Source organism: Pseudomonas sp. B20 (assembly GCF_020515755.1).
GTDB classification, from domain to species: domain Bacteria; phylum Pseudomonadota; class Gammaproteobacteria; order Pseudomonadales; family Pseudomonadaceae; genus Aquipseudomonas; species Aquipseudomonas syringae.
The window spans coordinates 152,925-168,436 of the sequence record NZ_JAHPJG010000006.1 but is presented as its reverse complement, the minus strand read 5'-3'; the positions used below and the strand labels follow the sequence as shown (position 1 = coordinate 168,436).

The following is a 15,512-nucleotide window of genomic DNA, read 5'->3' as shown; positions in this document are numbered from 1 at the left end:
TGAGATGATCAGGTTGTGACTATATTACGATCCGGTCACTTGTTGTCAATGAGTGTTCACATAGCTAAGCTGGAAACATGACTAATCAAATCAAGACATCGCCAACACGTGGTCCCTCCGACCACAGCGTTCGCGATCAGGTTGTCGAAGCGGCAACACAGCATTTCGGCCACTACGGCTATGAGAAAACCACGGTTTCCGATCTGGCCAAGGCCATCGGTTTTTCCAAGGCCTACATCTACAAGTTCTTCGACTCCAAGCAAGCCATCGGCGAAGTGATCTGCTCGAACCGGCTGGCGATGATCATGGCGCTGGTGAACTCGGCCATCAGCGACGCGCCAACGGCCTCCGAGAGGCTGCGCCGCCTGTTCCGCTCGCTTGTGGAGGCCGGTAGCGACCTGTTTTTTCACGACCGGAAGCTGTATGACATAGCCGCTGTCGCAGGCCGCGATCAGTGGCCTTCTGCTGCCGCGCACGACGAGCGTATTCGCCAGCTCATCCAGCAAATCGTTCTTGAAGGCAGGGAGTCGGGAGAGTTCGAACGCAAGACACCTCTGGACGAGGCCGTTCAGGCCATTCACCTGGTCATGCGTCCGTACATCAACCCGGTGCAATTGCAATACAACCTCGACATCGTGTCGACAGCTCCGGTCCATCTGTCGGCGCTGATACTGCGAAGTCTGGCACCTTGAAATTGTGACCATTGACTAATTTGGTCACTTTACGGAGAATCGTTTCCCTGCTCACTTGATTTCAAGTAGGGATCCCATGCTCCTGTTCAGACCCAAAGCCACTGCGTTGTTGTTATTGCCTCTCTTCCTGACTGCGTGCAGCGAGTCGTCCGGGGGGCGCGATCCACGTACCCAGCCGCCTCTGGTAAGGGCGGCCACTGTTGCAAATACTGATCAAGCCTCCCGTTCATTCACCGGGGTTGTGGTCGCTCGGGTTCAGAGCGACCTGGGGTTTCGGGTTTCCGGGAAGGTGCTTGAGCGCCTGGTTGATACCGGCCAGACCGTCAAGCGCGGTGAGCCACTGATGCGCCTGGACCCCGTTGACCTTGGGCTTCAGGCTCAGGCCCAACAGCAGGCGGTTGCCGCCGCTGTGGCACGAGCCAGGCAGACCGCCGATGACGAAGCGCGTAACCGCGATCTGGTTGTTGCTGGTGCGATATCCGCGTCCGCCTACGACAGGATCAAATCCCTGGCCGACACCGCCAAGGCAGAGTTGAGTGCTGCACAAGCGCAGGCCAGCGTGGCGCGTAACGCAACCGGATACGCCGTTTTACTGGCGGACGCCGACGGCGTGGTGGTCGATACCCTGGTCGAGCCTGGACAGGTCGTCAGCGCAGGCCAGCCCGTGGTCAGGCTGGCAAAGGCCGGGCCACGCGAAGCCATTGTCCATCTGCCTGAAACCTTGCGGCCGACTATGGGGGATCGGGCTGAGGCCAGACTGTATGGAAACAGTGCGAGCGTCATACCGGCAAGGCTGAGGCTGCTCTCTGACGCCGCAGACCCGCTGACGCGTACGTTTGAAGCCAGGTATGTGCTTGAAGGCTCAAACATCAGTGCACCTCTGGGTTCAACGGTGTCCCTCGATATCGCTGTCGGCAAGGCTGCCCGGCAGTCGCTGGCGATACCCATTGCCGCTCTGCATGACCCGGGTCGAGGCCCGGGTGTCTGGGTCATTGCGGGTACGCCTGCAAAAGTCACCTGGCGCGCCGTGCAACTGCTGGGTGTGAGTGACGATTCGGCAAATGTGAGTGGCGGTCTCGAGGCCGGTGAGCAGGTCGTGGCACTGGGCACGCATTTGCTTCACGACGGTGAGGAAGTGCTCGTGCAGCAAGGTGGTATCACCGCCGAGGCACGACCATGAGTCCGGGACGTTTCAACCTTTCTGCACTGGCCGTTCGCGAACGCGCCATCACGCTGTTTCTGATTATTTTGATCGGCGTGGCCGGTACGCTTTCATTTTTCAAACTGGGGCGTGCGGAAGATCCGCCTTTCACCGTCAAGCAAATGACCGTTATTTCTGCATGGCCTGGCGCAACCGCTCAGGAGATGCAGGATCAGGTCGCCGAGCCGCTTGAAAAACGCATGCAGGAATTGAAGTGGTACGACCGTAGCGAGACCTACACCCGGCCAGGTCTGGCATTCACTATGGTTTCATTTCAGGACAAGACGCCACCTTCTCAGGTGCAGGAAGAGTTTTATCAGGCGCGCAAGAAACTCAGTGATGCCGCGAAGTCATTGCCTGCGGGGGTCATTGGTCCGATGGTCAATGATGAATTCTCGGACGTGACCTTTGCGCTGTTTGCGTTGAAAGCCAAAGGTGAGCCGCAGCGGCTGCTGGTACGCGATGCCGAGTCGCTGCGCCAGCGTCTGCTGCATGTGCCGGGCGTGAAGAAGATCAATATCATCGGCGAACAGGCCGAACGAATTTTCGTGTCGTTCTCCCACGAGCGGCTGGCAACATTGGGTATCGCTCCTCAGGATATTTTTTCGGCGCTCAACGACCAGAACGTCCTGACGCCTGCCGGTTCGATTGAGACCAGCGGGCCACAGGTTTTTCTGCGCCTGGACGGTGCCTTCGACACCCTTGAGAAAATCCGCAATACGCCGATTGTGGCGCGGGGTAAAACGCTGAAGCTCCAGGACGTGGCGACAGTGGAGCGCGGTTACGAAGACCCCGCGACCTTTATGGTCCGCAATCAGGGTGAGCCTGCGCTGTTGCTGGGCATCGTGATGCGCGACGGCTGGAACGGGCTGGACCTGGGTAAGGCGCTGGATGCAGAAACGGCCAGCATCAACCAAGGCATGCCCTTGGGAATGACGCTTTCAAAAGTCACTGACCAGTCGGTGAACATCGGTTCGGCCGTTGACGAGTTCATGATCAAATTCTTCGTCGCCCTGCTTGTGGTGATGCTGGTGTGCTTCCTCAGCATGGGCTGGCGAGTCGGTGTGGTCGTCGCTGCAGCGGTACCGCTGACGCTGGCCATAGTCTTCGTCGTGATGGAAGCGACGGGCAAGAACTTTGATCGTATTACCCTGGGATCACTGATCCTGGCGCTGGGCCTGTTGGTGGACGACGCCATCATTGCCATCGAAATGATGGTGGTGAAAATGGAGGAGGGCTACGACCGGATCAAGGCCTCAGCCTATGCCTGGAGCCACACAGCGGCGCCCATGCTTGCCGGTACCCTGGTGACTGCGGTCGGCTTCATGCCGAACGGCTTTGCGCAGTCGACTGCCGGCGAGTACACCAGCAACATGTTCTGGATTGTCGGCATCGCCCTGATTGCTTCCTGGATAGTTGCAGTGGTCTTCACACCTTATCTGGGGGTGAAGATGCTGCCGGAAATCAAGCCGGTTGAAGGCGGACACGCCGCCATCTACGATACGGCGCATTACAATCGTTTCAGGCGGATTCTGGCCCGCGTCATTGCCAGGAAGTGGTGGGTGGCGGGTGCGGTTATCGCTGCATTTGTGGTGGCGATTCTCGGGATGGGGGCGGTCAAGAAACAATTCTTCCCGACTTCCGATCGTCCGGAAGTACTGATCGAAGTGCAGATGCCCTATGGCACATCCATCGAGCAGACCAGCGCTACCACCGCCAAAGTAGAGGCATGGCTGAAAAAGCAGGATGCCGCGAAGATCGTTACGTCCTATATCGGCCAGGGCTCGCCCCGCTTTTATCTGGCAATGGCGCCGGAGCTGCCCGACCCGTCGTTTGCAAAGATCGTTGTACTGACTGAAAGCCAGGAAGCACGTGAGGCGCTCAAGCTGCGGATTCGCGAGGCGGTTGCTGACGGACTTGCACCTGAAGCCCGGGTCAGGGTCACACAGCTCGTGTTCGGTCCTTATTCACCGTTTCCCGTGGCGTATCGCGTGAGCGGGCCGGACCCTGACACATTGCGCGAGATCGCCGCGCGGGTCGAAACCGTGATGGCGGCGAGTCCGATGATGCGTACTGTCAACAGCGATTGGGGAACACGAGTGCCCACGCTGCACTTCTCTCTGGATCAGGATCGTTTGCAGGCCGTCGGGCTGACCTCGAGCGCAGTTGCCCGGCAATTGCAGTTCCTGCTTTCAGGTGTCCCTGTCACGTCTGTCCGCGAAGATATCCGGTCAGTGGACGTGATGGGCAGGGCGGCGGGTGACATCCGCCTGGACCCTGCGAAGATCGAGGGTTTCACGCTGGTGGGGGCTGCCGGTCAGCGTATTCCTCTGTCGCAGACCGGAGTGGTCGAAGTGCGCATGGAAGACCCGATTCTGCGCCGAAGAGATCGTGTGCCGACTATCACCGTGCGCGGTGATATTGCGGAAGACCTGCAACCGCCGGATGTCTCCGCCGGGATCATGAAAGCACTGCAGCCGATCATCGACAGCCTGCCGCAGGGCTATCGGATCGAGCAGGCCGGATCAATAGAGGAGTCGGCAAAGGCCACTGTGGCATTGGCTCCGCTGTTTCCGATCATGATTGCCGTTACCTTGCTGATCATCATCCTTCAGGTGCGTTCGATGTCGGCGATGATGATGGTGTTTTTCACCGCGCCGCTCGGGTTGATCGGCGTTGTGCCGACATTGCTTCTGTTCAATCAGCCGTTCGGTATCAATGCCCTGGTCGGGCTGATCGCGCTGTCCGGCATTCTGATGCGCAATACCTTGATCCTGATCGGGCAAATCGACCACAACGAAAAGCAAGGGCTCGACCCGTTTCATGCGGTGGTCGAAGCCACCGTACAGCGGGCACGCCCGGTGCTGCTCACGGCTCTGGCGGCGATCCTGGCGTTCATTCCCCTGACCCATTCGGTGTTCTGGGGCACGCTTGCCTACACGCTGATCGGAGGCACCCTCGGCGGGACAGTCATGACGCTGGTGTTCCTGCCAGCCATGTATTCGATCTGGTTCAAAATCCGTCCGGATAGAGGAACGTAGCCCCGAAACTCCAGCAGTCACGCCTCAACTGGCACAGAGATGAAGGGGATTTGATCATGAGTCGTTACGCTTAAAGGCTGAGTGCGGCTTTGCGATCAGTTCTACAAAATCGACTGCCGCACATTCGTTCGGTGCTGGCGTTGCAAGATCCGCTCGTCCTGCTGATAGTAATCTCGCCTTACCGGATTCGGCGGGGTCAATGCCAGCGTTCTCTTTCGGCGCTGGGAAGGCAAGCTGTAAGTCGTTTGGTCCTGGAAAGTGCTCTGCAACGGCCTGGCTGCTCACTTGCGCCGCACCCGCGGCGCAAGTCCTGTCAATTGCTGCCGAACGCATGCCCAGGCCAGGTGCAGGGCATTACGCAACGCCACTGCATCGGCGCTCATCACGCGTACCGACACGCCGCAATCGTTCGGCAATGCGCTGATGCCCTGGTAGCTATCGGCAACGTCGTGTAACGCCTCGCGTAACGTCCGTTTCAAATCCTCTACCGGTAAACCCTGACCCACCAGCATGAACGTTGCCAAGGCTTGCCGTTGTCCGCTTACGCCGGGCAGTCGGCGTTGCAGGTCTGCGCCGGTCATTGCCAGTCGGTCACCGGCCAACAGTTTTCCGGCCGGGCTGTAGACCTGCAGATCGGCGCGGTAAAAGTCAGGCAGTCCTTCGCTGCCTTGAGGTGTATGCAGGCAGAATGCATCACACAGCAGCACCCGTGCGCCGGGGTGCAATGTCACGTCCACCCGGCTGTGCAGTCGTGTCTGTGGAAACAGAATGGTGGCCATCGGCAGGTACTCCAGCAGCGCATCGGCTTCGGCGACCAGTGTCACGGTCTGCCGCGCCGATTGTTCTAGCATGCTGTGCGCAACCGTCGCAGCGCCGGTGCTGACGTGCACTTGTGTACCTGGCCCCGCGTGCAGATGCAAGTGCAGTTGTTCCCCGGCGAACAGGCCTCCCGAGCACGATTGCAGGTAGACCGCCGCCATGCCGGGCGGGTCCTGCGGCAGGGTCAGGGTACGGCCCAGATGGAAGGGGTAGCCGACCTCCTGACGAGACACATAACTGGCCCCGGAAGGCGCTTTGCTGAAGGCAATGTGCGCCGTGCGTTTCGTCTGTGCGGGCAGTGACGATTGATGGGCGTTCATGTGCGGTCGAACAACACGGCACGGCTTATCGCTTCCACCACCGCGTCGACGCCTTCGCCGGTGTTGCAGTTGGTAAACAGCACCGGCTGGCCGTTGCGCGCCTGCGCCGACTCGCGCCGCATGCGCGGCAGGTCGACACCCACATAGGGTGCCAGGTCGTATTTATTGACCACCAGCAGGTCGCAGCTCAGCACGCCGGGGCCGCGTTTGCGCGGGATATCGTCGCCGCCTGCCACATCGATGACGAAAATCCAGTAGTCCACCAGATCCAGCGAAAAGGTCGAGGCCAGGTTGTCGCCGCCGGATTCGATCAGCACCAGATCAAGATTACCGAAGCGCGCTTCCAGCTCATCGGCCATTTGCAGGTTGAGGGTCGGGTCTTCACGAATGGCCGTGTGCGGGCAGGCACCGGTTTCCACCGCGCGAACCCGCTGCGGGTCGATCAGTCCGCTGCGCTGCACACGCTCGGCATCCTCACGGGTGGCAAGGTCATTGGTGATGATCGCCAGCTCGGTGCCTCGTGCGATGAAGCGCGGGATCAGTTGTTCCAGCAGACGTGTCTTGCCCGAGCCGACCGGCCCGCCGATGCCGACACGCGCTGCGCCGGGATGCGGGTGGGCAGCGGCATGTTCGGAAGATGGAGCGGGAGCATTCGTGGTTTGGTTCATTGGCGGGTTTCCTGTGCGGATAGGGTTTCAACGCAGCATGTAGCGCTGCGCGAGTGGCACTTCGCTGACCGGCTCGCAGTGCAGGCGCTCGCCGTCGGCGTACACATCGAAGGTCTGCGGATCGACGCGGATGTCCGGGCAGGCATCGTTGTGCAGCATGTCGGACTTGCGCAGGGTGCGAGTGCCGAACGCGGGCAGCAGTTGCTTCTTGAGCCCCAGTCGCGCGGCGGTGTCGGCCTCGACGGCAAGACGATTGACGAAGTTGACCGACAGCGCCTGTTTCGCCTCGCCAAACGCGCCCCATTGCGGGCGCATCACCAAGGGTTCGCAGGTGTACAGCGAGGCGGCGGAATCACCCATCACGGCGTGCACGATGAAGCCGCCCTTGACCACCAGCTCCGGCTTGATGCCAAAGAAGGCCGGCCGCCAAAGCACCAGATCGGCCAGCTTGCCGGGCTCCAGAGAGCCGATGTAGCTGTCGATGCCGAATACCCGCGCGGCGTTGATGGTGTATTTGGCGATGTAACGCTTGATCCGTTCGTTATCGCCCAGTGCCGTGGTTTCTTCCGGCAGGCGACCGCGCTGGTCTTTCATTTTCGACGCCAGTTGCCAGGTCCGGCAGATCACCTCGTTGATACGGCCCATGCCCTGGCTGTCGGAGCCCAGGATCGAAATGGCGCCGGTGTCGTGCAGGATGTCCTCGGCGGCGATGGTCTGCGGGCGCACTCGAGATTCGGCGAACGCCACGTCTTCCGGCACATCCGGATTGAGGTGGTGGCAGACCATGATCATGTCCAGGTGCTCGTCGAACGTGTTCACGGTGTAGGGGTTGGTCGGGTTGGTCGAGGAGGGGATGCAGTTGCTTTTTCCGGCGACGCTGATGATGTCCGGCGCATGCCCGCCGCCTGCACCTTCGGTGTGGTACATGTGGATGGTGCGGTCGCCAATGGCCGCCAGCGTGTCTTCGAGAAACCCGGATTCATTGAGCGTGTCGGTGTGCAACTGCACCTGAAAGTCGTATTCGTCGGCGACTTTCAGGCAGGTGTCGATCACTGCCGGCATGGCGCCCCAGTCCTCGTGAATCTTCAGCCCCAGGCAACCGCCACGCAGTTGCCCGAGCAGCGATTCGGGCTTGCTGGAATTGCCGCGTCCCAGAAAACCGAAGTTGATCGGCCAGGCTTCGGCAGCCTGCAGCATCTTGCCGACGTTCCACTCCCCGCCACAGTCGATGCCGACCGTGATCGGCCCCAGCGAACCGCCGATCAGTGTGGTCAGGCCTGCCGCCAGCGCGTGATCGCAGAGTTGCGCGGAGTCGAAATGCACATGCACGTCAATACCGCCGGGGGTGACGATCAAGCCCTCGGCATCGCGTACGGTCGTGGCGACGCCGCAAATCAGTTGCGGGTGCACGCCGTCCATGATCTGCGGGTTGCCGGCCTTGCCAATGGCGACGATCTTGCCGTCCTTGATACCGATGTCGCCTTTGACGATGCCGATCACCGGGTCGATGATCAGCGCGTTGCAGATCAGCATGTCCAGGGCGCCGTCAGCGCTGTCATGCCCGGGCATCAGGCCCATGCCGTCACGCAGCGTCTTGCCACCGCCGTGCAGGCATTCATCGCCGGGCACCGAGTGGTCGAACTCGACTTCGGCCAGCAACGAGGTGTCGCCCAGGCGCACGGCATCGCCAGTTGTAGGGCCGTACATGGCGGCGTATTCCTTGCGCGTCATCGTCGCCATCGCTCAGGCTCCCTTGAAATGTTGCGCGCGGGCACGCTCCAGCGCTGCGAGCTTGCAGGCCGGATCGTGCAGGTTGCCATTGGTCAGGCCACTGAAGCCGTGGATGTCGCCAGTTCCGCCAAACTGCACCAGTTGCACTTCGCGCAGCTCGCCGGGTTCGAAGCGCACCGCCGTGCCTGCGGGAATATCCAGGTGCATGCCGAAGGCACTTTCACGCGGGAAATCCAGCGCCTTGTTGACCTCGAAAAAGTGATAGTGACTGCCGATCTGCACCGGTCGGTCGCCGGTATTGATCGCGCGCAGGGTGGCGGTCGGGCGGTCGCCGTTCAGGTGGATATCGCCGTCAGGTGAAAGGATTTCCCCTGGTGTGGGCATGACCGCCAGCGGCAGTCGGCCCGGCCGGATCGGTTGATGCACAGTGACCAGTTTGGTGCCATCCGGAAACGTGCCCTCGACCTGCAGCACCGGCAGCAGGTCGGCGACCCCTGGCATCACGTCATCGGTGTTGAGGATCGTCGAGCCGAAACCGATCAGCTCGGCGACGCTGCGACCCTCACGCGCGCCTTCGAGGATTTCGTCGGCGATCAGTGCCGAGGCCTCCGGGAAGTTCAGGCGCAGGCCCTTGCTGCGGCGTTTGCGTGACAGCTCGGCAGCGGTGTACAGCGTGAGTCGTTCAAGTTCGGTAGGGGTCAGCAACATGAGGGGGCTCCAGAGCTGTCAGTAGAAGGCCGGTCAATTGGCAAACAGGCGCAGGTCCTGGGTTTCGTGGCGCATCACGGCGATTTCGCCCATGGGGGTAAAGCCGCATGCGTCGTCCGGCGACGGCGGCTCCTGCGCCAGCAGTTCGGTGATCAGCGGTTGAATATCGGTCAGCACCCGTTGCGCATCGATGTGGCCCATGACCCCGAGCCGCACGGCGGCGCTGACCAGCCCGGTACACAAAGCGTGCGCGGCAGCCAGTTGGCAGTGATCGCGGTGCATGCCCAGGTGATTCCAGAGCAGGCCCTGCACCACGGGCAGATGGCCCGGTGTGTCGCCTGCCAGAACCTGCTGCTGATAGGACGCTGCACCCGATGTGCCCAGCGCGACATGCACGCCCAGCAATGCCTGGCCGACACGTCGTGAGCCCTGACGCAGTTCCTCGGCCAGGGTCAACGCTTCGATCTGGGCGTCCATAGCCATCAACGCCGGCGGGTCATCAGCCGCGTGCCAGGCGGCGAGCAGAAACACTCGATCAAAACTGTTCCAGCGATGGCGCAACTGGCCCTCGACGAAGCCATGCACTTCGGCACTGCGGCTATGGCGAACCGTTCGTTGCCGGCGTCGTGGCGCGACGATTTCGCCGTGGCCGAGGTGCCCGTCAGCGACCAGCGTTTCCAGCCCCCATGACCACGCTACTGCGCCGCCGGGAAAGAAACTGTCGGCCTGCTGCAGGGCCAGCAACAGGCTGCTCGAGGCATTCATGCGCGCTGCACCCTGCCGTCCGCGAGCATGGGCGCCAGACGCTCGAGGTAGTCAGCTTCCGGGCCGCTGAGCGGGATCTGCAAGGTGTCTCCGGCAAAGCGCACCGCCCAGTGCATGTTGCCGGCGAAATAACCCAGTTCCAGCGCTGCGGCTGCGTCGCGTGGCTGCAAGTTGAGGTATTCCTGATCCTGCATTTGCACGACGATGGCGCGTTGACTGTCGAGCATCAGCACCGAGCCGTTGCGCAGCTGTTGGTGACGTTCCAGGCGGATTGCGCAGTCGGTGCCCCGGTCGCTGGCCAGACGCAGGCGATGGCGCTGAATGTCACTGCCCGACAGGCTCAGGGTTTCGACCTGACCGGCGTGGCTCAGGTCATGCAGGCGGTCGGCGAGGGCAGGGTCGCTGGCCTGGCCCAGAATGCGGTCGAGTATCAGCATGGCGATGGCTCCCGTACGTTGTTCAGATTGTCAGGTAGCGCAGGATGCGCTCGCGGTCGACGGTTTCGCGGACTTCGCTGTGCACGAATTCGCCTTTTTCGATGATCAGGTAGCGGTCTGCCACCGCCATGGCGAACGACAGCACCTGCTCGGAAACAATCAGCGAAAACCCGCGTTCCTTTTTCAGCAGGTTGAGGGCTTTGGCGATGTCTTTGATGATCGACGGCTGGATGCCTTCGGTGGGCTCATCGAGGATCAACACCTTGGGGTTGGAGACCAGCGCCCGCGCGATGGCCAACTGTTGCTGCTGACCGCCGGACAGGTTGCCGCCCTTGCGTCGGCGCATTTCGAACAGCACCGGGAAGTACTCGAAGATGTAGTCGGGAATCGGCGCGGCAGGCGCACCCTGCATGCCGGTGAGGATGTTTTCCTCGACACTCAGGTAGGGGAAGATCATCCGCTCCTGAGGCACGAAACCGACCCCGGCGGCGACCCGCTCGTAGCTCTTGCTGCCGGTCAGTTCCTGCCCGGCGAGGGTGATGCTGCCGCTGCGCGTCGGTAACATGCCGACCAGGCTTCTGAGCAGCGTGGTCTTGCCCATGCCGTTGCGGCCCATGACCGCGAGTGACTCGCCTGCCGCCAGCTCCAGGCTGAGGTCACGCAACACGTGACTGTCGCCGTAATACACATTGAGGTGAGAGACATTCAGCATGTTCAGTGCCCCAGGTAGACGTCGATGACGCGAGGATCGTTTTGCACCTGATCCATCGAGCCGTAGGCCAGGGTCTTGCCCTGATGCAGGACGGTGACCTTGTCGGCCACCGATTTCACGAACTCCATATCGTGCTCGATGATCACCATCGCGCGACCCTTGGCGATGAGCTTGAGCAGGCCAGCGGTTTTCTCCCGCTCGCCTGCGCTCATGCCGGCGACGGGCTCGTCGAGCAGTAGCAGCTCAGGGCGCTGCATCAACAGCATGCCGATCTCCAGCCACTGTTTCTGGCCGTGGGACAACAGCCCTGCCTTGCGTCCCAACTGGTCCTTGAGAAAGATCATTTCGGCGGTCTGATCGATTTCGGCATTCAGCGCCGCATTCTTTCCGGCGAACAGGCAGTTGAAGATGCCGCGCTTGTCCGGCGAGGAAATGTCGAGGTTTTCGCGCACGGTGAGGTCTTCGTAGACCGACGGGTTCTGAAACTTGCGGCCCACGCCAGCGCGGGTGATCTGGTACTCGATCATGTTCGCCAGTTGCAGGTCCTTGAAGCGGATGCTGCCGGCACTCGGGCGGGTCTTGCCGCAAATCATGTCGAGCAGGGTGGTCTTGCCCGCGCCATTGGGCCCGATCACCACATGCACCTGGTTTTCCTCGACATAGAAATTGAGGTTGTCGACCGCCTTGAAACCGTCGAATGACACGGTCAGGTCTTCGACGCTCAGTAACATCGCGCTCATGACTGCGTCTCCTTGTTGTTCAGGCGCTGCAGCAGCCCGGCCAGCCCGGTGGGCAGGAACAGCACCACGGCCATGAACAGGAAACCGATGAAGTACTGCCAGAAACTGACGAAGTTTTCCGACAGCCAGGTTTTTGCCGTACCGATCAGCAGCGTGCCGTACACCGCACCCACCAGCGAGAGGCGCCCACCCAGTGCGGCGTAGATGACGATCTCGGTGGACGGAATGATGCCCACCAGCGAGGGCGACGCCAGTCCGACCTGCAAAGTGAACATCACCCCGCCCAGCGCGGAAATCAGTGCGGCCACGGCAAAAATAAAGGCCTTGAACAGCGCGGTGTTGTAGCCCGAGAAACGCACCCGGTCTTCGCGATCACGGATTGCCACGATCACCTTGCCCAGGCGGCTGCGCAGGATGAACCCGCACATCGCGACGCTGGCCAGCAGCAACAGTGTGGTGATCAGGTAGAGAATCCAGGGCGTCTGGGGTGTCTGCAGGCTCAGGCCGAAGGCCGTCTTGAAATCGGTCAGGCCATTGACGCCGCCGGTGTAGCCCTGTTGGCCGATGATCATGATCGACATGATCGAGGCCAGTGACAGGGTAATGATCGAGAAGTACACGCCGCCCACGCGCTTTTTGAAGTAGGCATAACTGAACAGAAACGCCAGCAGTGCAGGCAGGATCAGGATCGCTGCCAGGGTAAAGGTCGCCGACTCGAACGGCTTCCACCACCAGGGCAGGGCTTCGACGCTGTTCCAGATCATGAAGTCCGGCAGTGCCGAGCCGTAGAACGCGGCGAGGGCGCTGGCCGCTTCGTCCGTGGCAGTGGCTTCGAGTTTGAGGTACATCGCCATCATGTAGCTGCCCAGGCCGAAGAAAATCCCCTGACCGAGGCTGAGGATGCCGCCGTAGCCCCAGATCATTACCATGCCCACTGCGCAGAACGCCAGGCTCAGGTATTTCCCGGCCAGACCGAGGCGAAAATCACCCAGTATCAGGGGTAACGCCACCAGCAACAGCAGCGACAGCCAGATCAGGCTGTAGCGCTCGATCAGCGTCAACCAGCCACCCGCTGGCTTGCCTGCGCCCGGCACTGTGGCCTGCGGCCGGAGCATCGGCTTTTCAGTCATGTCATTCATCTCAACGTCTCACTTTCGTGGCGAACAGGCCGTTGGGGCGGAAAAACAGCAGCACGATGACCACCAGCAGGGTGATCGCCTTGGCCATGGAGCCGGTGGTCAGGTATTCCAGCGAAACCTGGGTCTGGCCGATGGCGAACGCCGACAGGAAGGTGCCCAGCAGGCTTTCCACGCCGCCGAACACGACGACGATAAAGGTGTCCACCAGGTACTGCTGACCGCTGACCGGGCCAGTGGACGCAAGCATGGTGAACGAACTGCCGGCAATGCCCGCAAGGCCACAGCCCAGCGCGAAGGTCACCGAGTCGACCCGCGCGGTATTGATCCCGGCTGCACCGGCCATGGCGCGGTTCTGGGTCACGGCGCGAATGCGCAGGCCCCAGCGACTGCGGTAGAGAAACAGGAACACCGCGGCGGCAATCACGAAGGTCAGACCGATGATGAAAATCCGGTTGAGGGGCAGCTCCAGCCCATCGCTGATTTTCCATGCGCCCTGCAACCATTGCACGGTGGGCACGCTGACTTCCTTGGGGCCGAAGACCTGGCGGAACAGCTGCTGCAGGACCAGAGACAGCCCCCAGGTCGCCAGCAGGGTGTCGAGCGGTCGGTTGTACATGAAGCGGATGAAGCAGCGTTCCAGCAGGAGGCCGAAAGCAAAGGTCACCACAAAGGCCATCCCGATGGCGATGATGAAATACCAGCCCATGAGCTCGGGAAAGTAGCGCTGAAACACCACGGAGGTGACGTAGGTCATGTATGAGCCCATCGCCATCAGTTCGCCGTGCGCCATGTTGATCACGCCCATCAGGCCGAACACGATGGTCAGCCCGAGTGCCATCAGCACCAGCACGGAAAACAGCGAGAACCCGCTGAAGACTTGCATTACCAGCGTATCGAGAGTCATGCCGTCGCTACCTGTTGCTGCACATTGACGAAAGCGGGCGCGAAGCGGATCGCGCCCGGGCCGGAATCAGAGTTTCGGAAAGGGGTTGGGCTCGATGGGTGCCGACTCATAGATCACGTCGACCTGGCCCTGTGCATTGAGGGTGCCGATGCGCGCACGCTTCCACAGGTGGTGGTTGTCCTTGTGCACCTTGATCTCGCCTTCGGGCGCATCGAGGGTCAGTTCCGAGGATGCGGCGATCACTTTCGGCACGTCGAAACTGCCTGCTTTTTCGACGGCCTTTTTCCACAGGTACACCGCGGTGTACGCCGCTGCCATCGGATCACCGACGACGCGCTGCTGCCCATAGCGCGTTTTGAACGCCTGGACGAATTTCTCGTTGACCGGGTTTTTCAGGCTCTGGAAATAGCTCATGCAGGTCAGGAAGCCGACGAGGTTTTCCGCACCGATGCCGGTGACTTCCTCTTCGGTGATCGCCAGCCCCATCAGCGTCTGGTTACTGCTGTCGATACCCGCGGCCTTGAGCTGTTTGTAGAACGCTACGTTGGAGCCGCCGACGATGGTCGACAGCACGATGTCCGGCTTGGCCGCCTTGATCTTGTTGATCACCGAAGAAAACTCGATGGCGCCCAGCGGCAGATAGTCTTCGCCGACGATGGAGCCGCCCTGTTTGGTCACCGACGCCCGTGCCAGCTTGTTGGTGGTGCGTGGCCAGATGTAGTCGGAACCGACCAGATAGACGCTCTTGCCCTTGTTGGCCATCAGCCAGGTAACGGCCGCCAGGGTCTGCTGCGACGCTTCGGCACCGGTGTAGATAATGGCCGGGGATTTCTCCAGCCCTTCATAGAAGGTCGGGTAGTAGAGCAGGCCCTTGTTGCGCTCGAAGACTGGCAGTACCGCTTTGCGCGAGGCCGAGGTGAACGCGCCAAAGGTGACCGCAACGTGGTCGTTTTCCAGCAGCTTGCGTGCCTTCTCGGCGAAGGTCGGCCAGTCGCTGGCACCGTCCTCGACGATCGGTTCGATGGTTTTGCCCATCACGCCGCCATTGGCGTTGATCTCTTCGATGGCCAGTTTTTCTGCGTCGACCACCGAGGCTTCACTGATGGCCATGGTGCCGGTCAGCGAGTGGATGATGCCGACTTTCACAGTCTCGTCCGCCTGCGCCTGACCGATCAGGGAAAACGGCAGCAGGCTGATCGCACCCAGCAACAGAGCATGCTTGATCAAACGGCGTTTGTCGTTGTGCATTCACTTATCTCCCAGGAATGAAAAAAGCCCGACGTCCCGGCCAAATCAATGGGCGGGAGGTCAGGCTTTTGTGCCGAATCTGGCGGGACAACTGCGTCCGATCCAGTCGTACGCGAGGTGTCTCCCTACTTGCCGATAGGGGCGTAGGGCAAACAGCTGGCGCGATGTCTCAGGAGGAACTTAGCAAGGGCAATGCCAACTGGCGAAACGGCTGTTGGCGCGCGTTTCGAAACCCTGAGGCAGAGCATCCCTGCATTAATTGCACGCAAAAACCGACATGCGCCGCTTTGGCGCGAGCAGCGCTTCTACGCACCAAAAGCGTGATGAAAAAGTCCCTTTTCCTCGCGATATGTACTGATGCATACACTGAGATATTGTGCTTTTGCA

General features: G+C 61.0%; 14 protein-coding genes. 3 read left to right on the top strand and 11 right to left on the bottom strand.

What is annotated here, in order from left to right:
• Positions 1-77: 77 nt before the first annotated feature.
• The 3 genes from LIX91_RS08730 (at position 78) to LIX91_RS08720 (ending at position 4,934) form a co-directional block, all read left to right on the top strand.
• Positions 78-692 (top strand): TetR/AcrR family transcriptional regulator, encoded by a 615-nt coding sequence (locus tag LIX91_RS08730; protein WP_003396139.1) that lies wholly within the window; start codon positions 78-80, stop codon positions 690-692.
• Positions 693-768: 76 nt separating this feature from the next.
• A complete protein-coding gene (locus tag LIX91_RS08725; RefSeq protein ID WP_226488355.1) occupies positions 769-1,872 on the top strand; it encodes an efflux RND transporter periplasmic adaptor subunit in 1,104 nt (367 codons plus the stop codon).
• A complete protein-coding gene (locus LIX91_RS08720; protein ID WP_226488354.1) occupies positions 1,869-4,934 on the top strand; it encodes an efflux RND transporter permease subunit in 3,066 nt (1,021 codons plus the stop codon). The genes LIX91_RS08725 and LIX91_RS08720 overlap by 4 nt, the downstream gene beginning before the upstream one ends.
• Before the next feature lie 281 nt (positions 4,935-5,215).
• Here LIX91_RS08720 and LIX91_RS08715 read toward each other — a convergent pair whose 3' ends face one another.
• From LIX91_RS08715 to urtA, 11 genes are all read right to left on the bottom strand, one after another.
• On the bottom strand, positions 5,216-6,073 hold the full coding sequence (locus tag LIX91_RS08715; RefSeq protein ID WP_004410665.1) for an urease accessory protein UreD: 858 nt from the start codon (positions 6,071-6,073) through the stop codon (positions 5,216-5,218).
• Complete coding sequence (gene ureG / locus LIX91_RS08710; RefSeq protein ID WP_004410666.1) at positions 6,070-6,741, bottom strand: urease accessory protein UreG; 672 nt, start codon at positions 6,739-6,741, stop codon at positions 6,070-6,072. The genes LIX91_RS08715 and ureG overlap by 4 nt, the downstream gene beginning before the upstream one ends.
• Positions 6,742-6,768: 27 nt before the next feature.
• Complete coding sequence (gene ureC, locus LIX91_RS08705) at positions 6,769-8,481, bottom strand: urease subunit alpha (protein ID WP_004412520.1); 1,713 nt, start codon at positions 8,479-8,481, stop codon at positions 6,769-6,771.
• Positions 8,482-8,484: 3 nt separating this feature from the next.
• The gene (locus LIX91_RS08700; protein WP_004410670.1) at positions 8,485-9,180 is read right to left on the bottom strand and encodes an urease subunit beta; all 696 of its coding nucleotides are present in this window, start codon (positions 9,178-9,180) and stop codon (positions 8,485-8,487) included.
• 33 nt (positions 9,181-9,213) lie between these two features.
• The gene (locus LIX91_RS08695) at positions 9,214-9,945 is read right to left on the bottom strand and encodes an urease accessory protein UreF (RefSeq protein ID WP_226488353.1); all 732 of its coding nucleotides are present in this window, start codon (positions 9,943-9,945) and stop codon (positions 9,214-9,216) included.
• The gene (gene ureE / locus LIX91_RS08690) at positions 9,942-10,382 is read right to left on the bottom strand and encodes an urease accessory protein UreE (protein WP_226488352.1); all 441 of its coding nucleotides are present in this window, start codon (positions 10,380-10,382) and stop codon (positions 9,942-9,944) included. The genes LIX91_RS08695 and ureE overlap by 4 nt, the downstream gene beginning before the upstream one ends.
• A 22-nt stretch (positions 10,383-10,404) precedes the next feature.
• Positions 10,405-11,094, bottom strand: a complete 690-nt coding sequence (urtE, locus tag LIX91_RS08685; RefSeq protein WP_226488351.1) for an urea ABC transporter ATP-binding subunit UrtE — start codon at positions 11,092-11,094, stop codon at positions 10,405-10,407.
• A 2-nt stretch (positions 11,095-11,096) separates the two neighbouring features.
• Positions 11,097-11,834, bottom strand: a complete 738-nt coding sequence (gene urtD / locus LIX91_RS08680) for an urea ABC transporter ATP-binding protein UrtD (protein ID WP_003367067.1) — start codon at positions 11,832-11,834, stop codon at positions 11,097-11,099.
• The gene (gene urtC / locus LIX91_RS08675) at positions 11,831-12,973 is read right to left on the bottom strand and encodes an urea ABC transporter permease subunit UrtC (RefSeq protein ID WP_046235903.1); all 1,143 of its coding nucleotides are present in this window, start codon (positions 12,971-12,973) and stop codon (positions 11,831-11,833) included. The genes urtD and urtC overlap by 4 nt, the downstream gene beginning before the upstream one ends.
• 1 nt (position 12,974) lies before the next feature.
• Positions 12,975-13,877 carry an urea ABC transporter permease subunit UrtB gene (gene urtB / locus LIX91_RS08670; protein ID WP_003407314.1) on the bottom strand — a complete coding sequence of 301 codons (903 nt, stop codon included), beginning with the start codon at positions 13,875-13,877 and terminating at the stop codon, positions 12,975-12,977.
• A 66-nt stretch (positions 13,878-13,943) separates the two neighbouring features.
• The gene (gene urtA / locus LIX91_RS08665) at positions 13,944-15,125 is read right to left on the bottom strand and encodes an urea ABC transporter substrate-binding protein (RefSeq protein ID WP_004410686.1); all 1,182 of its coding nucleotides are present in this window, start codon (positions 15,123-15,125) and stop codon (positions 13,944-13,946) included.
• Between the last annotated feature and the right edge of the window lie 387 nt (positions 15,126-15,512).